General features: G+C 55.6%; 13 protein-coding genes. All 13 read right to left on the bottom strand.

Translation table 11 applies throughout. The features are described 5' to 3' along the window. Positions 1–413: 413 nt before the first annotated feature. The 13 genes from ACFOTD_RS15760 to ACFOTD_RS15700 all read right to left on the bottom strand — a co-directional run bounded on the left by ACFOTD_RS15760 (position 414) and on the right by ACFOTD_RS15700 (position 19,871). Positions 414–1,421, bottom strand: coding sequence for a LacI family DNA-binding transcriptional regulator (locus tag ACFOTD_RS15760; RefSeq protein ID WP_378120333.1), 1,008 nt, complete (start codon positions 1,419–1,421; stop codon positions 414–416). A gap of 111 nt (positions 1,422–1,532) precedes the next feature. Then, the gene (locus ACFOTD_RS15755; RefSeq protein WP_378120332.1) at positions 1,533–4,145 is read right to left on the bottom strand and encodes a galactose-binding domain-containing protein; all 2,613 of its coding nucleotides are present in this window, start codon (positions 4,143–4,145) and stop codon (positions 1,533–1,535) included. 372 nt (positions 4,146–4,517) lie between these two features. Next, positions 4,518–5,111 carry a YdeI/OmpD-associated family protein gene (locus tag ACFOTD_RS15750; protein WP_378120330.1) on the bottom strand — a complete coding sequence of 198 codons (594 nt, stop codon included), beginning with the start codon at positions 5,109–5,111 and terminating at the stop codon, positions 4,518–4,520. 118 nt (positions 5,112–5,229) lie between these two features. Then, positions 5,230–7,485 (bottom strand): ATP-binding cassette domain-containing protein, encoded by a 2,256-nt coding sequence (locus tag ACFOTD_RS15745; protein WP_378120328.1) that lies wholly within the window; start codon positions 7,483–7,485, stop codon positions 5,230–5,232. 117 nt (positions 7,486–7,602) lie between these two features. Further along, positions 7,603–7,938, bottom strand: a complete 336-nt coding sequence (locus ACFOTD_RS15740; RefSeq protein WP_378120327.1) for an ArsR/SmtB family transcription factor — start codon at positions 7,936–7,938, stop codon at positions 7,603–7,605. A gap of 134 nt (positions 7,939–8,072) precedes the next feature. Continuing rightward, complete coding sequence (locus ACFOTD_RS15735; protein WP_378120325.1) at positions 8,073–8,780, bottom strand: DNA alkylation repair protein; 708 nt, start codon at positions 8,778–8,780, stop codon at positions 8,073–8,075. Between the two features lie 69 nt (positions 8,781–8,849). Beyond that, complete coding sequence (locus ACFOTD_RS15730; RefSeq protein ID WP_378120323.1) at positions 8,850–9,818, bottom strand: PLP-dependent cysteine synthase family protein; 969 nt, start codon at positions 9,816–9,818, stop codon at positions 8,850–8,852. Positions 9,819–9,957: 139 nt separating this feature from the next. After that, positions 9,958–10,956 (bottom strand): DUF1835 domain-containing protein, encoded by a 999-nt coding sequence (locus tag ACFOTD_RS15725; RefSeq protein ID WP_378120321.1) that lies wholly within the window; start codon positions 10,954–10,956, stop codon positions 9,958–9,960. A gap of 53 nt (positions 10,957–11,009) precedes the next feature. Then, on the bottom strand, positions 11,010–13,484 hold the full coding sequence (locus ACFOTD_RS15720) for a carbohydrate-binding protein (RefSeq protein ID WP_378120320.1): 2,475 nt from the start codon (positions 13,482–13,484) through the stop codon (positions 11,010–11,012). A 592-nt stretch (positions 13,485–14,076) separates the two neighbouring features. After that, a complete protein-coding gene (locus tag ACFOTD_RS15715) occupies positions 14,077–16,143 on the bottom strand; it encodes a hypothetical protein (protein ID WP_378120318.1) in 2,067 nt (688 codons plus the stop codon). Between the two features lie 89 nt (positions 16,144–16,232). Continuing rightward, complete coding sequence (locus tag ACFOTD_RS15710) at positions 16,233–17,849, bottom strand: extracellular solute-binding protein (RefSeq protein WP_378120316.1); 1,617 nt, start codon at positions 17,847–17,849, stop codon at positions 16,233–16,235. Between the two features lie 146 nt (positions 17,850–17,995). After that, positions 17,996–18,883 carry a carbohydrate ABC transporter permease gene (locus ACFOTD_RS15705; RefSeq protein WP_378120314.1) on the bottom strand — a complete coding sequence of 296 codons (888 nt, stop codon included), beginning with the start codon at positions 18,881–18,883 and terminating at the stop codon, positions 17,996–17,998. A gap of 31 nt (positions 18,884–18,914) precedes the next feature. Then, on the bottom strand, positions 18,915–19,871 hold the full coding sequence (locus ACFOTD_RS15700; RefSeq protein WP_378120312.1) for an ABC transporter permease: 957 nt from the start codon (positions 19,869–19,871) through the stop codon (positions 18,915–18,917). Positions 19,872–19,877: the final 6 nt, after the last annotated feature.

The raw sequence follows: 19,877 nt of genomic DNA, 5'->3' as shown, positions 1-19,877 counted from the left end.
TACTGATGGCGTACAAGATTTTCGCAATAGGAACTTCTTCCAAAATGAGGTCGTCTTTTGACGCCGGGGACATTTTTAGAAGGGTCTCAAAGGAAAAGAGCTCTTCCTGTCGAATTGGAAACGTAGGAGTACTTCCTTTCTCTCTCGTTTTGGTTGGCTAACCTTAATTTCGAGAATGTGGGGAGGTACTCCTCTTTTGTGCGCCAAAAAAGTCAGTCGTAGCAAGGGGTTTGAATTATGAAATTGACTTCAAATGCAGGCTTTTTAACTGTCGAACTTTCACAAGCTCAAAAAGGAGGATGACGCGCATCGCTGTCCGCGACAGGGTAGCCCCATATGTTCTGCATTTGTAAAAAAACAGCCTCCTTTCGGAAATTTCCCGGGGGATCCGGTATTCCGAACGAGGCTGCTTATTACCTGGCTGGGACGAACGTGTTGCGGACGATGAGCTGCGCATCGATTACGATGTTTTCCGGCTCCACGCGACGGGTGTGGCCGATTCGCTTGATCAGCAGACGCGCGGATTCCTTCGCGATCGTATTCGTCGGGATATGAATGGCCGAGATGCCGTAGCTCTCCGCGAGCGGGCTATCGTCGAACGTAATGATCGCTTTGTCCCGATGGTCCAGTCCATGCTCCTTGAGCGATTCGAGCATGCCGATCGCGAGTAGATTTGAACCGGCAATCAGGGCTGTCGGCGGCTCCTTCAGGCTAAGAAAATGCGTCATGGCCGCTTTGCCGCTCTGAATATCGCCGTTGCCGATCGATACATAGGAATCGTCGTAGGCAATATTGTGGCTGAGCAATGCTTGGCGATAGCCCGAGTGACGGTCGCTGCTGACGAGGAAGTCGATCGGTCCCGGGGAGGAAAAGGAAATCCGAGTATGTCCGGCTTTAATGAGCGATACGGTCGCCTGGTAGGCGGCATCCACGTTGTCTACGTCTACCCAGCTGCAGTAGACACCTTCGGGCGGCCTGCTCATCAGGACATAAGGAAAATTAAGATCGTTGAGCGCCCGGAAGGTCGTCACGTCGTTAAGCGGCAGGAAAAACACAAGTCCGCGTACGATCCCGCTGCGAACGAGGTCGAGCACTTTAGTGCCGCCCAGCCCTTCTTCCCAGTCGAGCAGCATATTGTACTTCTTTTCATTGGCCACCTCGCCGATGCCGCCCAGGATGTCCATACCGACAAAAGGCAAGAACTCGGTACCGGGCTTCGGGATGATAATGCCGATCGTATTGATTTTATTGCTCGTAACCAAGCCTTTCGCAAGCGCATTCGGCTTATACTGAAGCCTCTCGGCCGTCTCGATAATTTTGGCGCGGGTTTCTTCGGACAAGCTTCCTTTGCCGTTGAGCGCCAGAGAAGCGGCCGCGATCGATACGCCGGCTTCCTTGGCGACATCCTTAATAGTAGCCAAATAAACAACTCCTAAATCGTTTAATTAATAAAGTGAACATAACATAATGCAAGCAAAAGGCGCAAGCGCGAACAACCTTCTCCCGCGCTAGCGCCTTCACCCTTTTAATCTTTAGCTAAGCTGATAGTGGTAAATTTCAATCTCCGACAATTGAAGACGATAGCTGCCGGGATCGTCGACGGTCGGCGTTCCGAGCTTCGTCACGAGTATGCGAATATGGCGGGCAGTTACCGGCGTGAAATTGTATTCTTGCGGAAAGCCGACGGGATTGCCTTGATTCGCGATCGTCGCGACCGTGCCGTAGCTCCCTCCGTCCGGCGCCGTCTGAATCGTGAAGTCGACGGGGAAGTTCGGCGATCCTCCCCCTACCGCATCGGTAAACAGCCTCGGAAACAGCTTCACCTTGTCCACGGTCTGATCCGAACCGAGATCGATGTCGACCCAAACAGGCGTGGCGGAAATATTGGCAGCGCTGTAGGCGCTTGTCGTATATCCGGCCGAACCGAATACCGGCGTCTCTATGCCGTCCGTCAGCCGCGACACGTCCCAGTCGGCAATAACCAGCGAATCGTTCGAGGTCACCGTCTTGAACCTGGCCAGATTGGGAATGTTGGATGCGCCCAGATTCGTCGATCCTCCCGGAACCTTCTGGGTCGTCCACGCGATATTATCGAACGAAACACTGCTTTTGACATTGGTGAGACTGACATATCCGCTTCCGAATACCGTATTCGGATCGTTCCAATCGATCTGCGGGCTTGCGACATTGCCAACGAATACCTGAATGTTGCCGCCATGCTTCATCACCTTCATATGGACAAAGCCGGTCGTCGGATTCGTCCCCGTCGTTACAGGCTTCACGACCACTTTGTTTTCGGTTCCGCCTTTATACAAAGACACATTCCCGCTGGACTCTAGCAAGACCAAATACCCGCTGTCGTAATAAGCGTCTGTCGGAAGCGTCTTCGCGAAGCTGAGTCCGGTCCAGTTGCCGGAGCTGCCTGCGTTAATTTTCACGTCCGCCTCGATCACGCCATTGCCGAGCACCATATTGGTCAGCGTGCTTGAACCGGGGTCTGCCGCGGCATTCGTTTGATTGTAAGTTCCGCCCGACACTGCCCAGGTCCCAGAATTCGCAGTCCAATTGCCGGCGCCGGACGCGAAGTCGTCGCTGAAGTTGTTGATAGCCGCGACATTATCGAACGTTGCGCTGGCCAGCCTCGTTACCACCCCGAAATAACCGCTGTCATAATAAAGTCCGTTATCCGTCCAGTTGATCAGCGGCGAAGCGCTGCCGTTCGTAAACACTTTGATGTTGCCTCCGCTCTTCACGACCTTCAGATGAACGGCGCCTGCAGTCGGATCCAAGCCGCTAGCGATTTCTCCCGTTACTTGCCCTGTTCCGGCTTTGAATAAGGCCATGTTGCCGTTCGCTCTCATAAATACAAGATATCCGCTTTGGGTGAAATTGTCGTTCTCCTTGATCTTTCCGATATGGAGCCCCGCCCATTCTCCGGGATCGGCTGCAGCCGTAATGCGCACGTCGGCATCGTAGACGGCGTTGCCGAATACGGTTCCGGACGCGCCGGCATAAGCCGTGTCGGCGGTAAGATTGCTTTGGTTGTATACGCCTCCCGATAGCGCCCAGCTTCCTTGATAGGACGTCCATTTACCCGCGCCGCCCGAAAAATTGTCGCTGAAGGCGCCGCTCGATTTCAAACTCATCATAATCGGAGTCAATCGCGTATTCCAGTTCAACGTGGCGCCGAATGAACCGTAAGCATAACTCAGGAACGCGGAATCGGTCGCTTTGATATGACCCAGGGCATCGCCGCTGAGACCTGCGTTGCTCGCTCTCGCATAATGATCGCCGTCCATATAATATTCCTTCGTAAAATCGTAGCCGTTGGACGAGCTGTATATTTCGACATAAGACACGTCCGAGCCCCAGTTATTGGTCTGCACGCCGATGAACTTGTCGAGCGCTTCGACGTACTTGACGTCCGTAGCATCCTCAAAGGACGATTTATTAATGCCTGCGCCATGATAGGTCAGACTTCCGGGCCAGTTCGCATTGGCGGTCGACGCGGTAGCTACCCGCATCTGGTTCATATTGTTGTCGATCCAGCTGTAGTAGATATACAGCGTGGTGCCCTTTACGACAAAGGAAGGCTGCCCTGCGCCATATACGAGCGGGCTGCCGTCATACACGATAAAAGGCTGCGGATTGCCGCCCCATCCCGTGCCGTTCCACTTCTCCCATGTCCCAGTAGGGCTCGTGGACCGCGCGACGAAGATCTGGTTATTCGTGCCTCCGCGGTTGGTCGTCGACGTATAAGCGATATAATAATAGCCTCCGAACTTGATGACGCCGGGATCGCAAGTCGAGAGCGCATCCATCGAACCGGCCGTCGGCGGCAGCACGATCTGGTCGCTCCCCCATGTCGCGCCGCCGTCCGTGGATCGCTGGTAACGAATGTAATCGTAAGGCAGCGGACTGCCGCCCTCGGAGCAGGCCCACATGTCGATGCTGCCGTCGCTATTCACGATAAAAGAAGGACCGTATCGGTATCCGCCGATCGTCGCTCCGCTGTAAATATCCCAACCGGGAGAGCCGACGACCGCAAGCTGCTGCGAAGTTGACGATACGGCGCTTGCGGTTACGGGCAAGCACAATAATAAGAGCAGAATAGCAGGAACAAACGAGAGCCATTTCGCTTTCATAAAAAATCCCTCCGATTTTAGTGAAACGTTTTATGTTTCGATTTAATCATAATGTAAGCGCATTATTTTGACAAGAGCGAATTGTAAGATGGCGCCTACGTCCGAGTCGAAGCAGCTCTATAGAGAGCCACATTGCCGAACCGCACCAACAATCAAGCCCAAGAGGCTCTATTTAGAGCCTCTTAGCGGGATCGAGCCAACAACCGGGCCAAAGTAGCTCCATATCGTGCCGCATAGCGGGCCCGCTGCCAACTTTCTCGCGGCTGCTTACCTTCCCCGACGTCAAAAAGCCGCCCCAGAGTCGATTACTCGACGTCGGGAACGGCCTGTTTTGCGCAAAACATTGAGCTGGCGCAGTCTGCTCTTACCGGTCTAATCGTCCAGGCCCTTGCCTAACAGAATTTTGGGCTTATATTTCTCCACTCTGGCCTCTCTCGTTTTAGCTTGCTTAGGCTGAGAAAAATGGAGCAAATAAGCTCTTTGGCGCCCAGGCGTTAAAGCTTCGAATGCTTCTTTTAAAGCCGGATTGTCGTCGAATTCGCGTTGAAGCTCCTCGGCGACGGCGAATTCGGTGTTCTTTTTAAACACCACTTCTTGTCCAGACTTTTCTACGTTGATCGCATCATGAATGTAGTCTTTTAATATCGCGGTTTGCTCGACGATCTCCTGGACATTCGTGAATCGAATCTGGCGTCCGGCCTGTACGTTTTCCGTTTGTTGGATCAGAATTCCGTTCGGGTCCTTCAGCAAGGCGCCTTTGTGAAATAGAAGCGCGCAGTACTCCTTGAACCCGTGGATCAGCACGACGTTTTTACTTTGAAACGTGTAGCATGGATGCATCCATTTAAAGTCCTCGGTCAATCCGCAGTCCATGACGATCTCTCGCAATTCCTCGTATTCGGCCTTCCAGCGTTTGGACTTGTTGAAAAATTCATCGGCTTTCGGGTGCGTTAGACGGTTGGTCATCTGATCGGCCTCTTTTCCACTCGTGCGCTTGAATTAAAATGGTGTGTTTCTAAGTTGCTGCCCGATCATGCACCTGTATGGTGCATCTTCCGAGCCAGCGCTACTGCGCATTCATCGGTTACGCCAAGTATTTCCCCGTAATCGACCGTCCCTCGCGGACGATCTGTTCCGGCGTGCCCTCGAATACCACCTGTCCGCCTCTGCTGCCGCCGTCCGGGCCCATGTCGATGATCCAATCCGCCTGACTGATCACTTCGAGGTTGTGCTCGATGACGATGACCGTATTGCCGGCGTCGACGAGCCGGTTCATGATCTCGAGCAGATGGCCGATATCGGACATATGCAGGCCCGTCGTAGGCTCGTCCATCACGTAGATACTGCCCTTCTTGTGCAGCTCGCTCGCCAGCTTGATGCGCTGGCACTCTCCGCCCGATAACGTGCTGAGCGGCTGCCCGAGCGTAATGTAGTTCAGCCCCACGTCGCTCATCGCCTGGAGCTTGCGCACGACTTCTTTGAGCTGGAAAAATGCCAGTGCCTGCTCCACCGTCATTTCCAGCACTTCGGCGATCGACTTGCCGTCCAGCTTGTATGCGAGCACTTCTTCCTTGAACCGTTTGCCGCCGCAAACTTCGCATGGCAGCTTCACGCTATCCAGGAATGCAAGATCCGTGTAAACGACGCCAAGACCCTGGCAGTTTTCGCAGGCGCCTTTGGAATTGAAGCTGAACAGGCCCTGGTTTACCTTGTTCGCTGAAGCGAACGCTTTGCGCACATCGTCCATGATCCCCGTATAGGTCGCGGGATTCGAACGGGTCGACACGCCGATCGCCGATTGGTCGATGACGATCGCATCCGGATGCTGCCCCAGGAACACATCATTGATGAGCGTACTTTTACCTGAACCCGCGACGCCCGTCACGACGGTCAGCACGCCGGTCGGAATATCGACGCTCACGTCTTGCAGATTGTGCAGCGATGCATGCGCCACGGACAGCTGGCCGGACGGCGTTCTGCAATTTCGCTTCAGCTGGAGCGGACGTTTCATATAGTTGCCCGTTAACGTACCTGCCTCCAATAATCCCTGGAAGCTCCCTTCAAACACGATGTTGCCGCCCCGTCTGCCGGCATGCGGACCGACGTCGACGATATGATCCGCCACCTTGATCACGTCCGGATCGTGCTCGACGACGATCACCGTATTTCCTTTGTCGCGCAGCTTTTGCAGCAATTCATTTAACCGGTGGACATCGCGCGGATGCAAGCCGACGCTCGGCTCGTCGAAAATATAGGTGACGTCCACCAGGCTGCCGCTCAGATGCTTGACCATCTTGACGCGCTGCGACTCGCCGCCGGACAGCGTGTCCGTCTCGCGGTCGAGCGTCAGATAATCGAGACCGATGTCGACCAGATGCTGCAGCCGCTCCGTCAAGGATTGGACGATCGGCGCGGCGGCCGGATCGTCGATCTCCCGGATGACGCGAACAAGCCGGCCGACTTCCATGGCGGACAGCTCCGCGATGTTTTGTCCCTGGACTTTGCAGGATAGCGCTGCCTGGCTGAGCCTCGCGCCATGACAGCTGGCGCAAGCGCCTTCCGTGATGAACGGCGCGACGGTCTTTTGCGTACGCTCGGACTTCGTTTTCAGATCCTGCCTGATGTATTTGTTGGAAAATTTCTCGATCGCGCCTTCAACCGTAATGTTCATGGCTTTTCCGGCGAAATCCATCTTCACTTTTCTCGCTTTGCCGTACAGCAGCTGGTTGAGCTCGTCCTCCGTATAATCGCGCAGCTTCTTGTCGAGATCGAAGTCTCCGGACTGCACGATCATATTCAATTCCCAGCCGCCCGGGCCGTAATCCGGCAGCATGATCGCCCCTTCATTCAAGGATTTGTTCATGTCCACCGCCTTGCTCATGTCAACGCCGAGGCTGCGGCCGATGCCGTTGCATGCGGGGCACATTCCTTGCGGGTCGTTAAAAGAGAAAAGGTTGACGGGGCCGACATAAGGCTTGCCCACGCGGGAAAAAAGCAGTCGGACGATCGGAGAAATATCGGTGATCGTCCCCATCGTTGAGTGCGAGCCGCCGCCAAGCCGCTTCTGGTCCACGATGACGGCCATGCTCAGGTTTTCGATCGCATCCGCTTCCGGCTGCGGGTATTTGGGCAGGAATGTCCGCACGAACATGCTAAAATTCTCGTTCAGCAGTCTCGTGGACTCCGCAGCGATCGTATCGAAAACGATCGAGGACTTGCCGGAACCCGATACGCCCGTGAAAATGGTGATCTTTCGTTTGGGGATACGCAGCGATACGTTATTGAGATTGTTCTCCCTCGCGCCGGTAATGACAATGTACTCCTGATTAGATACGCTCATGATCTACATCCTTCCGTATGTATTCGGTCCGCGAGACGTCAGGCAGCATCTCCTCGGCAGACGCAAACCGGCTGCAAACGACATGCAGCCGGTTATCGATGATTCGGGTCAAGTCCGTTAAGTCGTCTCATCTTCTTCCTTTAATAGTTGGTCTAATCGCAGCAGGTTCATTCGCCAGAACTTATCGTAGAAGGATACCCAATCCTGAACTTCTCTGAGCGGCGCTGCGTGGAGTCTGAAGCGCGTCTCCCTGCCGACTTTGCGGTCGCGCACGAGTCCGGCTTCTTTGAGTATGGTCAGATGCTTGGATACCGCCGTACGCCCCATTTCAAATCGCGGCGTCAATTCATGAAGCGGCAGCTCCGACGTATCCGCAAGCAGACGAATCAGCTCGCGTCTGGTGGGATCGGCGATCGCGTCGAATACATCCCGCACTGCAAGGTTATGGCTCACGACACCCTCTCCTATATATTCCGGCCTCGCCTAAGGCTCCTTAACGAACGGGAACCTGTTGGTGTCGGAGTCATTGTATGACACCGTTCGGTGTCGTGTCAATCTTCACCCATCACCCTACCGTCAAGCTTCCGCTAACACCGGACATGTTTGCGTTTAAAACCGATCTGTTTTTTCTCGACCGCCTTGCGGATCGTTTCTGCGGCATTCAAATACTTCGCCTTGCCTTTGGTTCCGTTAACTTCGACCGGTCCGACGGCCAGCGCGGTTTCCAGCGCTTTGGCGTGCAGCGGCATATAGGAGATGCCCACCGTATATATAAACTGGTTCATCGCGTATTTGGCCCGTTCCGGCGCGCCGTGTATTGACTGTGCGGCCAGATCGAGCATCCCCGCAAGCTTGCGCTCCGAAAAAGCGTCATCCGGCTGATTCCCGATCTGCCAGCAGTAACTGTTCCAGCCTGCCGACATTTTCAGCTCGTTGCCGCTGGCGATCCAGTCGTCGGAGACGTCCTGCGCAATAGGCGCTTCCGCCAAGGTAACGGCGACGACATAGTCGGACAGCATATAAAAATAAGCCGTATCGATCCATCGGTCGAAGTCCGACGCCGTCATGGCCTTCGGATCCGCAATGATGCCGGCGAAGTACATGGCGTCGTAATTGCCCGTTGCGTACAGCTGCTCGGCCAGCGGTTGATTGATCTTGATTTTTCTAAAGAGCGGCTTCATCTCCCCAGTCGCAACCCCAAATACCGGTTCGTGCGCGCCATTCGAGACATACATCTTTTTAAGCCGCTCCTTGCCCAGCGATTCCAGCTCCTGCATTACCGTATCAAGCTCCATATGCGAACTCCTCTCCGTCTCCTGCAGCATGACTGCTTCTATTATACAAGCTGCTCGCAAATAGCCCAATTACACGTCCGACTCATAGAGGTCCGTCGATAAATACTTTAATCCCGAGTCGTTGATCGTAATCAAAATTCGGCTCCCTCGTTCCCGCCCCTTCAGCAGTTCAAGCGCCGCAGCTGCATTTGCGCCGGAAGAGAAGCCTGCAAATATCCCTTCCTTAGATGCCAGATCCCGAGCAGCCTGGATGGCCTGCTCGTCCGATACTTGAATGTAATCCTCCGCCAATGACGCATCGTCCAAGAAGGTTAGCGCCATGCTGTAGCCCCCGCCCTGGATACGATGGTTGGCGTTCGTCACCTCATGACCCGCTAAAAACGGCGCGGTCCGCGGCTCGACGACATAGCAGCGAAGGTCCGGCTTCAACGCTTTAAACGCGCGGGCGCACCCGCCGAACGTACCTCCGCTTCCGACAAAATCGACAAAAACATCGATTTGCCCGTCCGTTTGCTCCCAGGCCTCTTGTGCCGTTCCGTGTTGATGCGCATGAACGCTGCCAGTCCGGTTAAATTGATCGGCGCGGAACGCTTTGCGCTCCATCGTAATCCGTTCGGTCACAAGCTCGACCAATCGCAGGTCCTCTCCGGACACCTGGCCTTCCAGCGAGCCGGGCGCTTGATCGACCAGGATCACTTCTGCGCCGAGCGCCTTCATCATACGCGCCCGCTCGATCGAGTTGCCCCTGGACATGACGGCTGCAAACGGATAACCCTTGGCCGCGCATACGATCGCCAGTCCCGTTCCCATATTCCCGCTGGTCAGTTCGACGACGGTCTGGCCCGGCGAGAGCTGTCCGCTTGTCTCGGCTTCCTCAATGATCGCGCGCGCCGCACGGTCTTTTTTGCTGAAGCCCGGGTTGAGATACTCCAGCTTGGCGTAGATTTCTCCGTCCAAGCCCTCGGTTAATCGCGATAGCCGTACGATCGGCGTCTGGCCGATCGACTCGTATACATGGTTCAGGATTTTTCCGCGCAATGGTATCTCTCCTATTCGAGAAATGTGCAATATGTTAGTCGTTTGATCTATTATAATACTTTGTAAACGCCAAGTCTTAAGTAAAAAGCAAAAGCAAAAAGAGGAGCGCACGCACCGCTCCCCTTTCGCATTTAAAGCCTTATTTCAAATCGACCGGACGTTTGGCCGCAGAATCCCATCGCCAGTCCAAAACGCCGTGCAGATGCAAGCCGCCGTACCATTCGTCGATTCCTTTTCGCAGCAACCAATCCGCTTCCCCGGCCATAACCGCTTCCCCCAGCTCCGTCCATTCTAGCCGGCTGTCTCTCCCGAATGGGAGCGCCAGCTCGAACGAGTCGCCAGGGACAGGTTCGCCATCGAGCGCGATAAGCGCATTCGGCCGTTCCAGCATGTTGGTCAGCCTGTACCGGAATTCTAAATCTCCCATACCAAGCGCATGCAGCCGATTGCCGAACGCTTCGAAAAGCTCCAGCGGCGCACGGGCACCTTCCCGAATCAGGCTCATAATCGTTTGTTCCACGATGCCAAGGCCGTTTGCTGCGGACGGCAGCCTCGACAGATGCATGTCGAACGCCGCATGAGCGAACGGAAGCGCCGACATATCCGCCTCGAGCCATTCGGCGTGGCGTTTGATATCGGATGACGCATACGCATCCCAGATCCCGGCCCCGGTATCCAGCTCCCGTTGTCCGATCCGGCGCCACGTGCCCCTTATATCTAGCAGCTGATCCGTTGTCAGCTGTCCCAGACCTTTGAACAAATCAATGCCGGGATACTCGCCGATGCAGAGCAAGTTAAGCGCAGTATACATTTTCGGCTGCTGCGCAAACCAATGCAGCAAGAAGCTCAGCATAAGCTGGTCGAACAAATCGTGCTCGAACCACAGCACGATCTCGTCATATTGGCGGCAGTTCAGCAATCGGCTTTCTTGCGATCTGCAGGTCTGTTCGTAAAGCGCCGCCGATATGCCCATCGTCCGTTCCAAATATCGTGCTCGAATCGTTCGCTGTTCGGGCCCGTACATCTCCGCGAAGACAGGTCCTGCGGGATACACTTCTCTCCACACCAGGATGTCTCCGCGAATATTCCCTTCTCTCAGCTTGTTGCCGACATGATCCCCGTTGACGATATGAAGCAAGCATTCCTCTTCCCTTCCATCGTTTGGTCCTTTTAATGTAAGGGAAAAGGCAGTTAGGCGTAAAGCTTGAAGTAATCGATATTGCCGATCTCGTCGCCGGCCGCATTTTCGAACGTCAGATACAGGTTCTGAATGCCGGCGGTCGGCGTGATGGCGATCTGCGACGTCTTCCAGGTTTGCAGCCCGCCTGTAGAGGCGATGTTCAGCGTGCCGATGACGTCGCCGCTCGGTCCGCCGAGTCTGACGCGCACTGTTCCCGCCTTGTCTGAAGCCACCTTGAATTCCATATTTCTCATACCGGTCAGATTCACGTTGGCATAAGCCGTCCAATCCCCGGGCTTCAGTGAGCCGACGTATTGTCCGCCGCTCGTGTTGGAAGCGATGACTGTGCCCATTTGCTGGCTATATTTCTCGGCTTCGACAATGACGGACGCGGGCGCCGATACAGCCGGCGAAGCAGTTCCCGCATGGATGCTTTCCAGTCCCGCATAAACGTCCCTCATGATGTTAACCATTTCCGTGTAAGGCTGATCCTGCTGATTCACGAGGCCGGTATTGTAGCTCTCGCCGTCAGGACGTCCCGTCACGGGCTGATCGTAATAGGAATACCATCCGGATCCGACGAACAGCGAATTCGCGGCTTCGCTTTCGAGAAGTTTCTTGAACGCCGTTCCTCTGTCGGCGATGCTATCGGTTTTCGTCGGCGCGCTGATATAGGACAGTCCTCGGGTCGAGGTCCCGAAGGAATACTCCTGGTTAATCAACGGCTTGTCGAAGGCCGCGTATCTGGCGATCCAGTCGGCGTTTTGCGTATAGCTGTCTACGGAAAACGCATCGACGTAAGCCATGCCTGCCTGATCCCAATCCAGGCTCGTGCGCCACGTAGGAACGACGGAGCTGCCGAGGAACAAATGGTTCGTATCGTATTTTTTGATGATGTTGCGAATGGTAGAATAGTAAGTTCTAGACGCCAGCCGGATATATTCGGATACGTCGATGGCCGGTACCTTGGCGATGTCGATTACGGTGTCCTTCAATGCGGCGAAAGAAGCGGCGTTCGTTCCGAGCAATCGATTGACGGACGCAAGATCGTTGTTGTACCTGGCCGCCATAAAATCGACGAACGCGCTTTTGGCAGGAGAGCTCGCGTTATACAGCAAAATTTGCTTGACGATCTCGCTATCCCATCCGGCTTCGTTGTCATACGTATAACCGATCAGCCACGGACTGCTTTTCGCGGATTGCAGCTGCGTCTTCAGCGCGCTGTCGATAATGCCCTCGCTCTGCGGATCGAAAACGTCGTAGGTCCACGAAATTCTTCTCAAGTTCGAAGGATCCTGCAGCACCTGCACGTATGGGAAGGTGACGTTTTTCGGTTTGGTCCATTTGGCAAAAGCGTTAAAGCCCCAATCGATCAACCGCTTCTTGGTGATGTCCTCCCATTTCGCCTCGTAGTTGGTTCCGTACTTTTTCATGACATTGGCGACGACGAAGCTCACGTACTGGCCGTTGGCATCGTTGGTGTAAGCCGCGGCGTAGGCGGTCTTGTCCGGAAGTTCGTCGAAAATGGCCCTCGGCGTCCCGTCCGCCTTGTTGACCGGCGTCTTGTAGCCGGCTTCCCACAGGCTTGCCGCATCGACGCCCTTCATGATGAACGGATAACCTTCCGGCGTGACGAACCACCACTTGCCTTCTATTTTTTGCAGCCGGAAAAATCCGGTTGCGGCGTACTTGCCGAGGCTCTTGATCCCGCCGTAAGCGTCATACTTGGAAAGGTTCAGTGAGGTCGTTGCCAGCTGCGCCGCCTCATTTGCATATTCAAGCTGCAATTGCACGTCGTACCCGACTTTGCCCGCCCATGTCTCGCTCATCCATTGACCGTATTTGTCGACCATCAATGCATCCTTGGACAGCTCCGCTTTGATCTCCGGCGCGGTCAGCGCCGTTGAAGAAGTTTTGCCCGCATCGCCGGCGCCTTTGTAAAATTCAACTTCAGTAAGCGGGATGTGCTGATAGGCTTGCGTCCGGCGAATTTCCAGGATGACGTATCTCGCCATGGCATTGGCCATCGGTACGGATACCGTATAGTTTAAATCCGTGCCCGTTCTGACGTGTCTCGCGGCGATATAATAGCCGAGCTTCGCTTCCGGGCGATATTTAACGGTAATGTCTTTAAAACCCCAATAAATATTTTGCGAATTCATGATGATTCGAATCTGATCCAGTGGGTAATCTTTTAGGAGGTCGAATACGACTCTTACCGTGAGCGGTGCAGTCGCGCTTCCCATCCAGCCGGCATAGGTGCTCAAACCGTCCAAGATCACGCCGTTGGCGGATGACACCAAGCCGCTTGTCACGCGATCGGGCGAGCTGCCCGCGTCAGGCGTAGGGCTGTAAAAGTAATTACCGGTTTTGAGCGGTACATTTTCCTCGGCAGCGAAGCTGGCAGGCGTAACGGCCGAGGCGGATACAATCGCCGACAATATAAACATTACTAACCTTAATTTCCATTTATATGATTTTATCATCATAAACCTCCTTTGTTATCATATATATCGGAAATATTTTCATCTTCTTATATCACTAAAATATGGATTTAATAGTAGGATTGCACACGGCAATAGACCAAATTACATAAAAAAACCGCCGGGGGACAAGAAAATCCACCCTGACGGTCTTTTTGACTTGGAAAATATTCAAAATTTGATTCCAAAGTAACGCTTTTTGATGACGCTTCACACAGCCGTTGCGGTAGGACAGCCGTTCTGTTAGGATGCCCGTTCCGGTAGGATAACCGGCCGTCGCCCGCATTGTTCTCTCACTACGCAATGCCACGTAAAGTCACGTAATGCCTGCAAATATACAGTTATTTCCGCCAACTCCCCCTTTTTGACAGGATAGATGCAAAAGCGCAGTTATTTTCCTCCGTCTGCTAGAATTTCAGCATGTCCTTAGAATTTAACTGCACATTTGCAGGCTTTTCATCATTTCTCATGAGTCAGCGTAAAATAGATGCACAAAGGCAGTTCTTATGATCTGAAAAACAGCAGATCCGCAATACATCAGATACGTAAAACTGCCAAAGCGCTCCGGATCAACGGTCTTCCAGATGTTAAGTATTCAAGTGCGGGCAGGCAGTATCAAGTTGCCTTCCCGATGTCTAATCGATGCGGATTCGGGCGGCAGCGCGCTGCGGTCTACGCCGCGCTCGACGTTCGATACATACAGCATGCCCCCCTCTGCGCCTAACGCTCCATCGGTCACCGCGAAGCGGCCGCCTACGTACGAGGAACCTGTCACGAAGCACTCCAGTACCGCTCCGCTGTCCTCGATGGAGAAATGCGCCGTCGTCCGGTCGGTCGCCACGCTGTTCGCGCCGTCGAATCTCCAGCTTGCCGGGCTGGCGCCCGCCTCCCTGCTTCTGCTGAAAAAAGCTTTCTCGCCATTGCTTCCTATAATGGTCGCGCCCGAGCCAACCTCGAGCCGGACCGCGCCGCCGGTTAACCGAAAGCCCGAATTACAGATCTCCCCGCCGCGGAAGACCAGCTCGGATCCCGCGAATTGCATCGGAAGCGCGTCCGAACTTGCCCCTTCCAGTCGGCAATCCTGAAACCGAACGCTCCCCGAACCCGCGAACGCGTTGCCATTCGCCGCCGTGAAGCGGCACCCGCGGAACGTCAGCTCGGCGGCGACCTCCTTGTGGGAGACGCGCCGTCCCGCCGTCAGCGCGAATGCGCTATTTTCCACGACGACCGGGCGGCTAGAACGAGCGGAAACTTGTTTAAATTTCACCATGCTTTCCGCCGTGCAGTTTTTCATCTGCACCCCGTCCGCGTTCAACCAAAAGGAGCCGGTGTTCTCCGCGTTCTCGCAGCCTGTCCGCGCAAACACGTGAACGTCCTCCAGCGTCAGATCCGTCACCTTGCGGAACGCCAAAAACCAGGAAGCGACATGCTGCTTGACCGTGATCCGCTTCGCGCTCTCTCCCCAAGTCGGTCCGCTGTTCGCGAACGACATCAGACCCGAATTGCCGACATAGGTAAGGTCGTGCTCGTATTGTCCGTGCGTCACGAACGCGCCGAGATCGTCCCCGTCCGCGTGGCAATTTTCAACATGGCAATAGGCGGAGCCCGTAAAATCGTTCAGATGCCTGCCATTGCTCGTCAGGCAGTCCCGCACATGGCCGTACAAGCAGTAGATCTGCTGTGTCAGATAGCCGGTGCCTCCGACGACGACCTCGGCCGGATTCAACAGCTGGCAGCGCTCCGTCACGTAAAAGGTATTGTAGCGCCGCATAACGACAGGCCAGTACGTACCGGTCGCGTCGATTCCGACCGCGTCGCATTCGACCGCGTATTCGAAGGCGAGCGGATGCGAGCCCGACGCCTCCGTCGTGCCCGTGGCGACGAACTTCATGTTCCGCACGTTCGCCTGCACGACAGGCTTCACCCTTCGATACTCGACCGCACGGCCAGCCTCCAGCGCCCATCCGTTCTTATACTGCAAACGTACATGCGTCCGATCCAGCACCTCCGTCACCTTGACCAGCTTTTCCAGCTCGCGCTCGGCGCTTCCTCCTCCCGATCGCCTGCAGCATCTGACGATCCACCAGTCGCCGACCTCGAACGCGCCGGCATCCGCCACCTCGAAGCGCTCTTCCAGCTCCGCGAGCGAATCCGACAGCGCGACGCGCTGCAGGTCGCCCGTCTCCTCGCCGCGGAAGAAGAAGACCGCCGCGAACGGATCGTTCGGCGGCGCCGGCTCGATCCCCGCAGTCGTGACCGTAAAGCCGTTAAAGTCCAGATCGATGAAGCTGCGACCGATCCGATGCCGCTGCGTGAAGTTCAGATCGCAGTCCGCTTCGATCCGGCGGATCGCGGGATCGGCCAGCATCGCTTCGAGCGCGGCATCCGCTGCCGTCTCTGGCCCGAATACGCCAAAGTAACGAAATCTGCCGATACCGGCATGTAACACGACCCACCTCCCTCTCCCGCCGTCCGCCGGCGCGTGAACGATGCCTCCATCGTCCGCCTTTTCGCATGCCGGCATCCACATGGCCGCCTTGGCTCCGCCGTCTCCGGCCCTCGCATAGCCGCGCACCCAGATCGTCTCGCCAGATTGAAGTCCGTCCGACGGGAGAAGCTTCAGCGCAGCTACGTTATCGGCCTGTCGTTGCCAACCGTCCATAAACGTTCCCCCTTCGCTTCGATGTTAAGCGAAAGCGGAGAGCCGCCGATGCCGACTCTCCGCCTTCATACCATACAATCCTTTGCCGATCAGTTGCCCGCGTCGAAGGAAACCGCCGTGCCGCGCGCCTCGGACACCTGCTGCGCGTAGTACTCGAAGATTTCCTTGCCCGCATACTTGGTCATCAGCTCCTGACGATAAGCCGGCCAGTTGTCCGCGGTCTTATCGTCATAGAGCACCTTGACCTGAAGCTCGTTCATGCGCTTGCGAAGCGCGGCCAGGTCCATGCCTTCCTTGACGACGAGGCTGGTGCCGACGGAAGGTACGAGCTTGTACCCGTTCATCGTCGCCAAAATTTCTTTGTCGCGATCGGTGATGTTCGGATCGGACACCTCGACGCCGAACGCCTCCGGCCCCGAGATCGGCGTGAACCATTGGTACACGGACAAGAAGTTGCCTTTATCCGTGACGTTCGTCTTGAACGCATCCTGATTCAGCGTGATCGTGCTGCCGCTGCGGGTGAACTCCGTGCCATCGCGGCCGTAGTGGGTCATCAGGAAGCCTTCTTCGCCGGCGAGCCAATCGAGAATTTGCATCGATCGGTTAATTTCCTCGTCCGTCGACTTCGAGCTGAACAGGAACGGATTGCCAGGTACCGGCGTCAGGTACGTTCCCGTCTCGGCGAACGGATCGAACGCGACCCAGTTCGCGGTCTCGACCTTCGTAATTTCCTTCGTCTTCGCTTGCAGGCCTTCGGGGTTATTGTCGAACGCCAGGTTTTTGCCGAAGCCGAGCACGATGCCCGCCTTGCCCTGCTCCGCCTTCTCGAGCTGCTGTCCGTTTTTGTTGAGCAGCCAGTCCTTGTCGACGACGCCAAGATCCAAAAGCGCGCGGGTATCGGTCAGCACCTGCTGCATGCGGGGGTCCGTACGGGTGTCGATAAATTGGTCGCCTTCGACCATGAAGTCGCCGAACAAGCCGTTTTTCACGTAGGTCGGAAATTCAAGCGACATGTTCGTTCCGTTGCCGTAGGCGGTGAAGCCGTAAGTATCGTTCTTTTTGTTGCCGTCCGGATCGCCAGTCGTGAAGGCCTTCATGACCTCCACCATTTCGTCGTACGATTTCGGTACGGACAAGCCAAGCTTGTCGAGCCAATCTTTGCGGACGTAATAAGAGCGGTAGTAATTTTTCTCGTAAGGGACCGGCGCGCGCGCGAACTTGCCTTGCACTTGATACTTGGGCAGCTCTTCTTCGCTGACCCAATATTTGAAGTAATTCGGCATGTTGGCAGGCGTGACGAGTCCGGTCATCTCGCGGGCGATGCCGTCCTTGATGTACTGGTTGGAGGGAATACCTTCGGCGAAGAAGACGTCGGGAATATCGTTGGAAGCGACCAGCGAGTTGAATTTGTTCTGGAAGTCCGTGCCGAGCGGCATATAATCGATCACGAGGTCGACGTTGAACTTGTCGTCGATAGCTTTCTTGACGAAGTCGGCGTCTCCCTTCGGGAGCTGGGCGTCCGCCGAGGCGATGACGTACCAGTTCAGCTTAAGCTTGGCCGCGGCCGGCGCGGACGACGAAGAGGAGCCGGACGAGGACGGGCTTGCGGACGACGAGGACGACGCGTCGTTGTCGTTGTTGCCGCAGGCGGATAGCAATAACGATGCGGCGGTAAGGCTTGCCAGTATGGCGCTTGTACGTTTCATGTGCAATGACCTCCCTGGATTGGGTTGCATGACGAGCCTGCTTGCCTGGAATGTGATGATCGCTTTTTTTCATGCCTATCCGACTGTGAATCGCCGGCGCCGCGGCGCTTCGGCTGACGCATTCCCCCCTCGACGCGATCGGCTGCTCAGCCTTTGACGGCGCCGAGCAGCATGCCTTTAATGAAGTATTTTTGGAGAAACGGATAAACGGCGATGATCGGAACGATCGCGACGACGACGGTCGCCATCTTGATCGATTCCGGCGGCAGCGAGCTGAGCTGGGATTGGGGCACGGACAGCTCCTGGCTGACGCTCGGCGTGATGATCATATTGCGGAGGACGACCTGCAGCGGATACAGATCCCGATCGTTGAGGTACATGATGCCGCCGAAGTAGGCGTTCCAGTGGTTGACCCCGTAGAAAAGTCCGAGCGTCGCCATGATCGGCATCGATAGCGGCAGCACGATCCGGAGCAGCGTACCGACATCCGAGCAGCCGTCTACCTTCGAGGCTTCTTCGATCTCCGACGGGAGCGATTCGAAGTAGGTTTTCATCACGAGCAGGTTGAAGGTCGATACCATGCCGGGGATGATGAGCGCCCAGAGCGTATTCATCAAGCCCGTCGCCTTGACGGTAAGAAACGTCGGGATGAGACCGCCCGAGAATAGCATCGTAAACACGATACTCATGAGCACGGCGTTGCGTCCCGGCAAGTACTTTTTGGAGAGCGGGTATGCGAGCAGCGTGGTGACCATCAGATTCAGCGCGGTTCCTGTGAGCGTGACGAAGATCGTCACGTTCAGCGCCCGCGGCACGACGCCGCTGTTAAAGATCGCCTTGTAGGCGTCCCACGTGAAGGTCTTGGGGATCAAGAGGAAGCCGCCGTTGCGGAGCACTTCCGTATAAGGCGTAATCGAGACGACGGCGACGTAATAGAGCGGGAATAAGGTCGCCAGTCCGAATACGGAGAGAATGACGATGATCAATACGTCCACGATGCGGTCGGGAATCGACTTTTTGAAAATATAGGGCAATTGCGCCACCTCCGTTCGATGCTTGTTGGCCTCACCAGATGCCTGAGCCGCCGAATCGCTTCGCCAGCTTGTTCGCGCCCAGCACGAGGACGAAGCCGATCACCGACTTGAACACTCCGACCGCAGCCGGCACGCTATAATTCATCTCTTCGATGCCGCGCCGGAAGATCCAGGTGTCGAGGATGTCGCCGACGTCGTAAACGCGAACGTTCAGGAAAATGTAAACTTGCTCGAAGCCCGCATCCAGGATGCCGCCCAGCCGGAGGATGACAAGCAGCATGAAAACGTCTCTGACGCCGGGCAGCGTCACGTGCCACAGCTGGCTCCATCGGTTGGCGCCGTCGATCGCGGCGGCCTCGTACTGCTCATGGTTGATGTTAGCAAGCGCTGCCAAGTAGATGATGGCGCCGTATCCGGTGCTTTTCCAGATGTCCGTCATGACGAGCATCGGCCGGAACAACCCCGAGTTGGTCAACGCGTCGATGTCGCCCCAGCCCATATCCCGGAAGAACGTCGTCACCAAGCCCGAGCCCGGCGCGAAAAAGGAGAACATGATGCCGTAGACGATAATCCAGGACAGGAAGTGAGGCCCGTAGGTAAGCGTCTGGATCGTTTTTTTGAACCACCTGACCCGGATCTCGTTCAGCATGAGCGCCAGCAGCAGATCGGGCAGCATGCCGAAAACGAGACGGTACAAGCTAAGCAGGACGGTGTTTTTCATCAGCTGCGGGAAGTCGGGCGACTCGAATACCGCCTTGAAGTTGTCCCATCCGACCCAGGCGCTGCCCGTTACGCCTTTCATCAGGTTGTAGTCCTGGAACGCCACGACCAATCCGAACATCGGTACATAATGATAGATGAGGTAGTAGAGTATGCCCGGTATCATAAAGACGTAAAGCCAGCGGTAGCGCCAGAGCTTGCTTCGCAGCGAAGCTTTATGGACGGATCCGCCCGGAATATTGGCAGCTTTCGCGTTTGCTTTCGACATGCCGAT

This window comes from Cohnella sp. GCM10012308 (assembly GCF_042649185.1).
In the GTDB taxonomy this organism is placed as follows: Bacteria; Bacillota; Bacilli; order Paenibacillales; family Paenibacillaceae; genus Cohnella.
The sequence above is the reverse complement of the archived record's forward strand: the minus strand, read 5'-3'. Positions and strand labels throughout refer to the sequence as shown.

Excerpts from the sequence above, each read along its gene's own strand:
- ACFOTD_RS15755 (WP_378120332.1), bottom strand. The coding sequence starts at position 4,145 with ATGAAAGCGAAATGGCTCTCGTTTGTTCCTGCTATTCTGCTCTTATTA.
- ACFOTD_RS15750 (WP_378120330.1), bottom strand. The coding sequence starts at position 5,111 with ATGACCAACCGTCTAACGCACCCGAAAGCCGATGAATTTTTCAACAAG.
- ACFOTD_RS15745 (WP_378120328.1), bottom strand. The coding sequence starts at position 7,485 with ATGAGCGTATCTAATCAGGAGTACATTGTCATTACCGGCGCGAGGGAG.
- ACFOTD_RS15735 (WP_378120325.1), bottom strand. The coding sequence starts at position 8,780 with ATGGAGCTTGATACGGTAATGCAGGAGCTGGAATCGCTGGGCAAGGAG.
- ACFOTD_RS15720 (WP_378120320.1), bottom strand. The coding sequence starts at position 13,484 with ATGATAAAATCATATAAATGGAAATTAAGGTTAGTAATGTTTATATTG.
- ACFOTD_RS15715 (WP_378120318.1), bottom strand. The coding sequence starts at position 16,143 with ATGGACGGTTGGCAACGACAGGCCGATAACGTAGCTGCGCTGAAGCTT.
- ACFOTD_RS15710 (WP_378120316.1), bottom strand. The coding sequence starts at position 17,849 with ATGAAACGTACAAGCGCCATACTGGCAAGCCTTACCGCCGCATCGTTA.
- ACFOTD_RS15700 (WP_378120312.1), bottom strand. The coding sequence starts at position 19,871 with ATGTCGAAAGCAAACGCGAAAGCTGCCAATATTCCGGGCGGATCCGTC.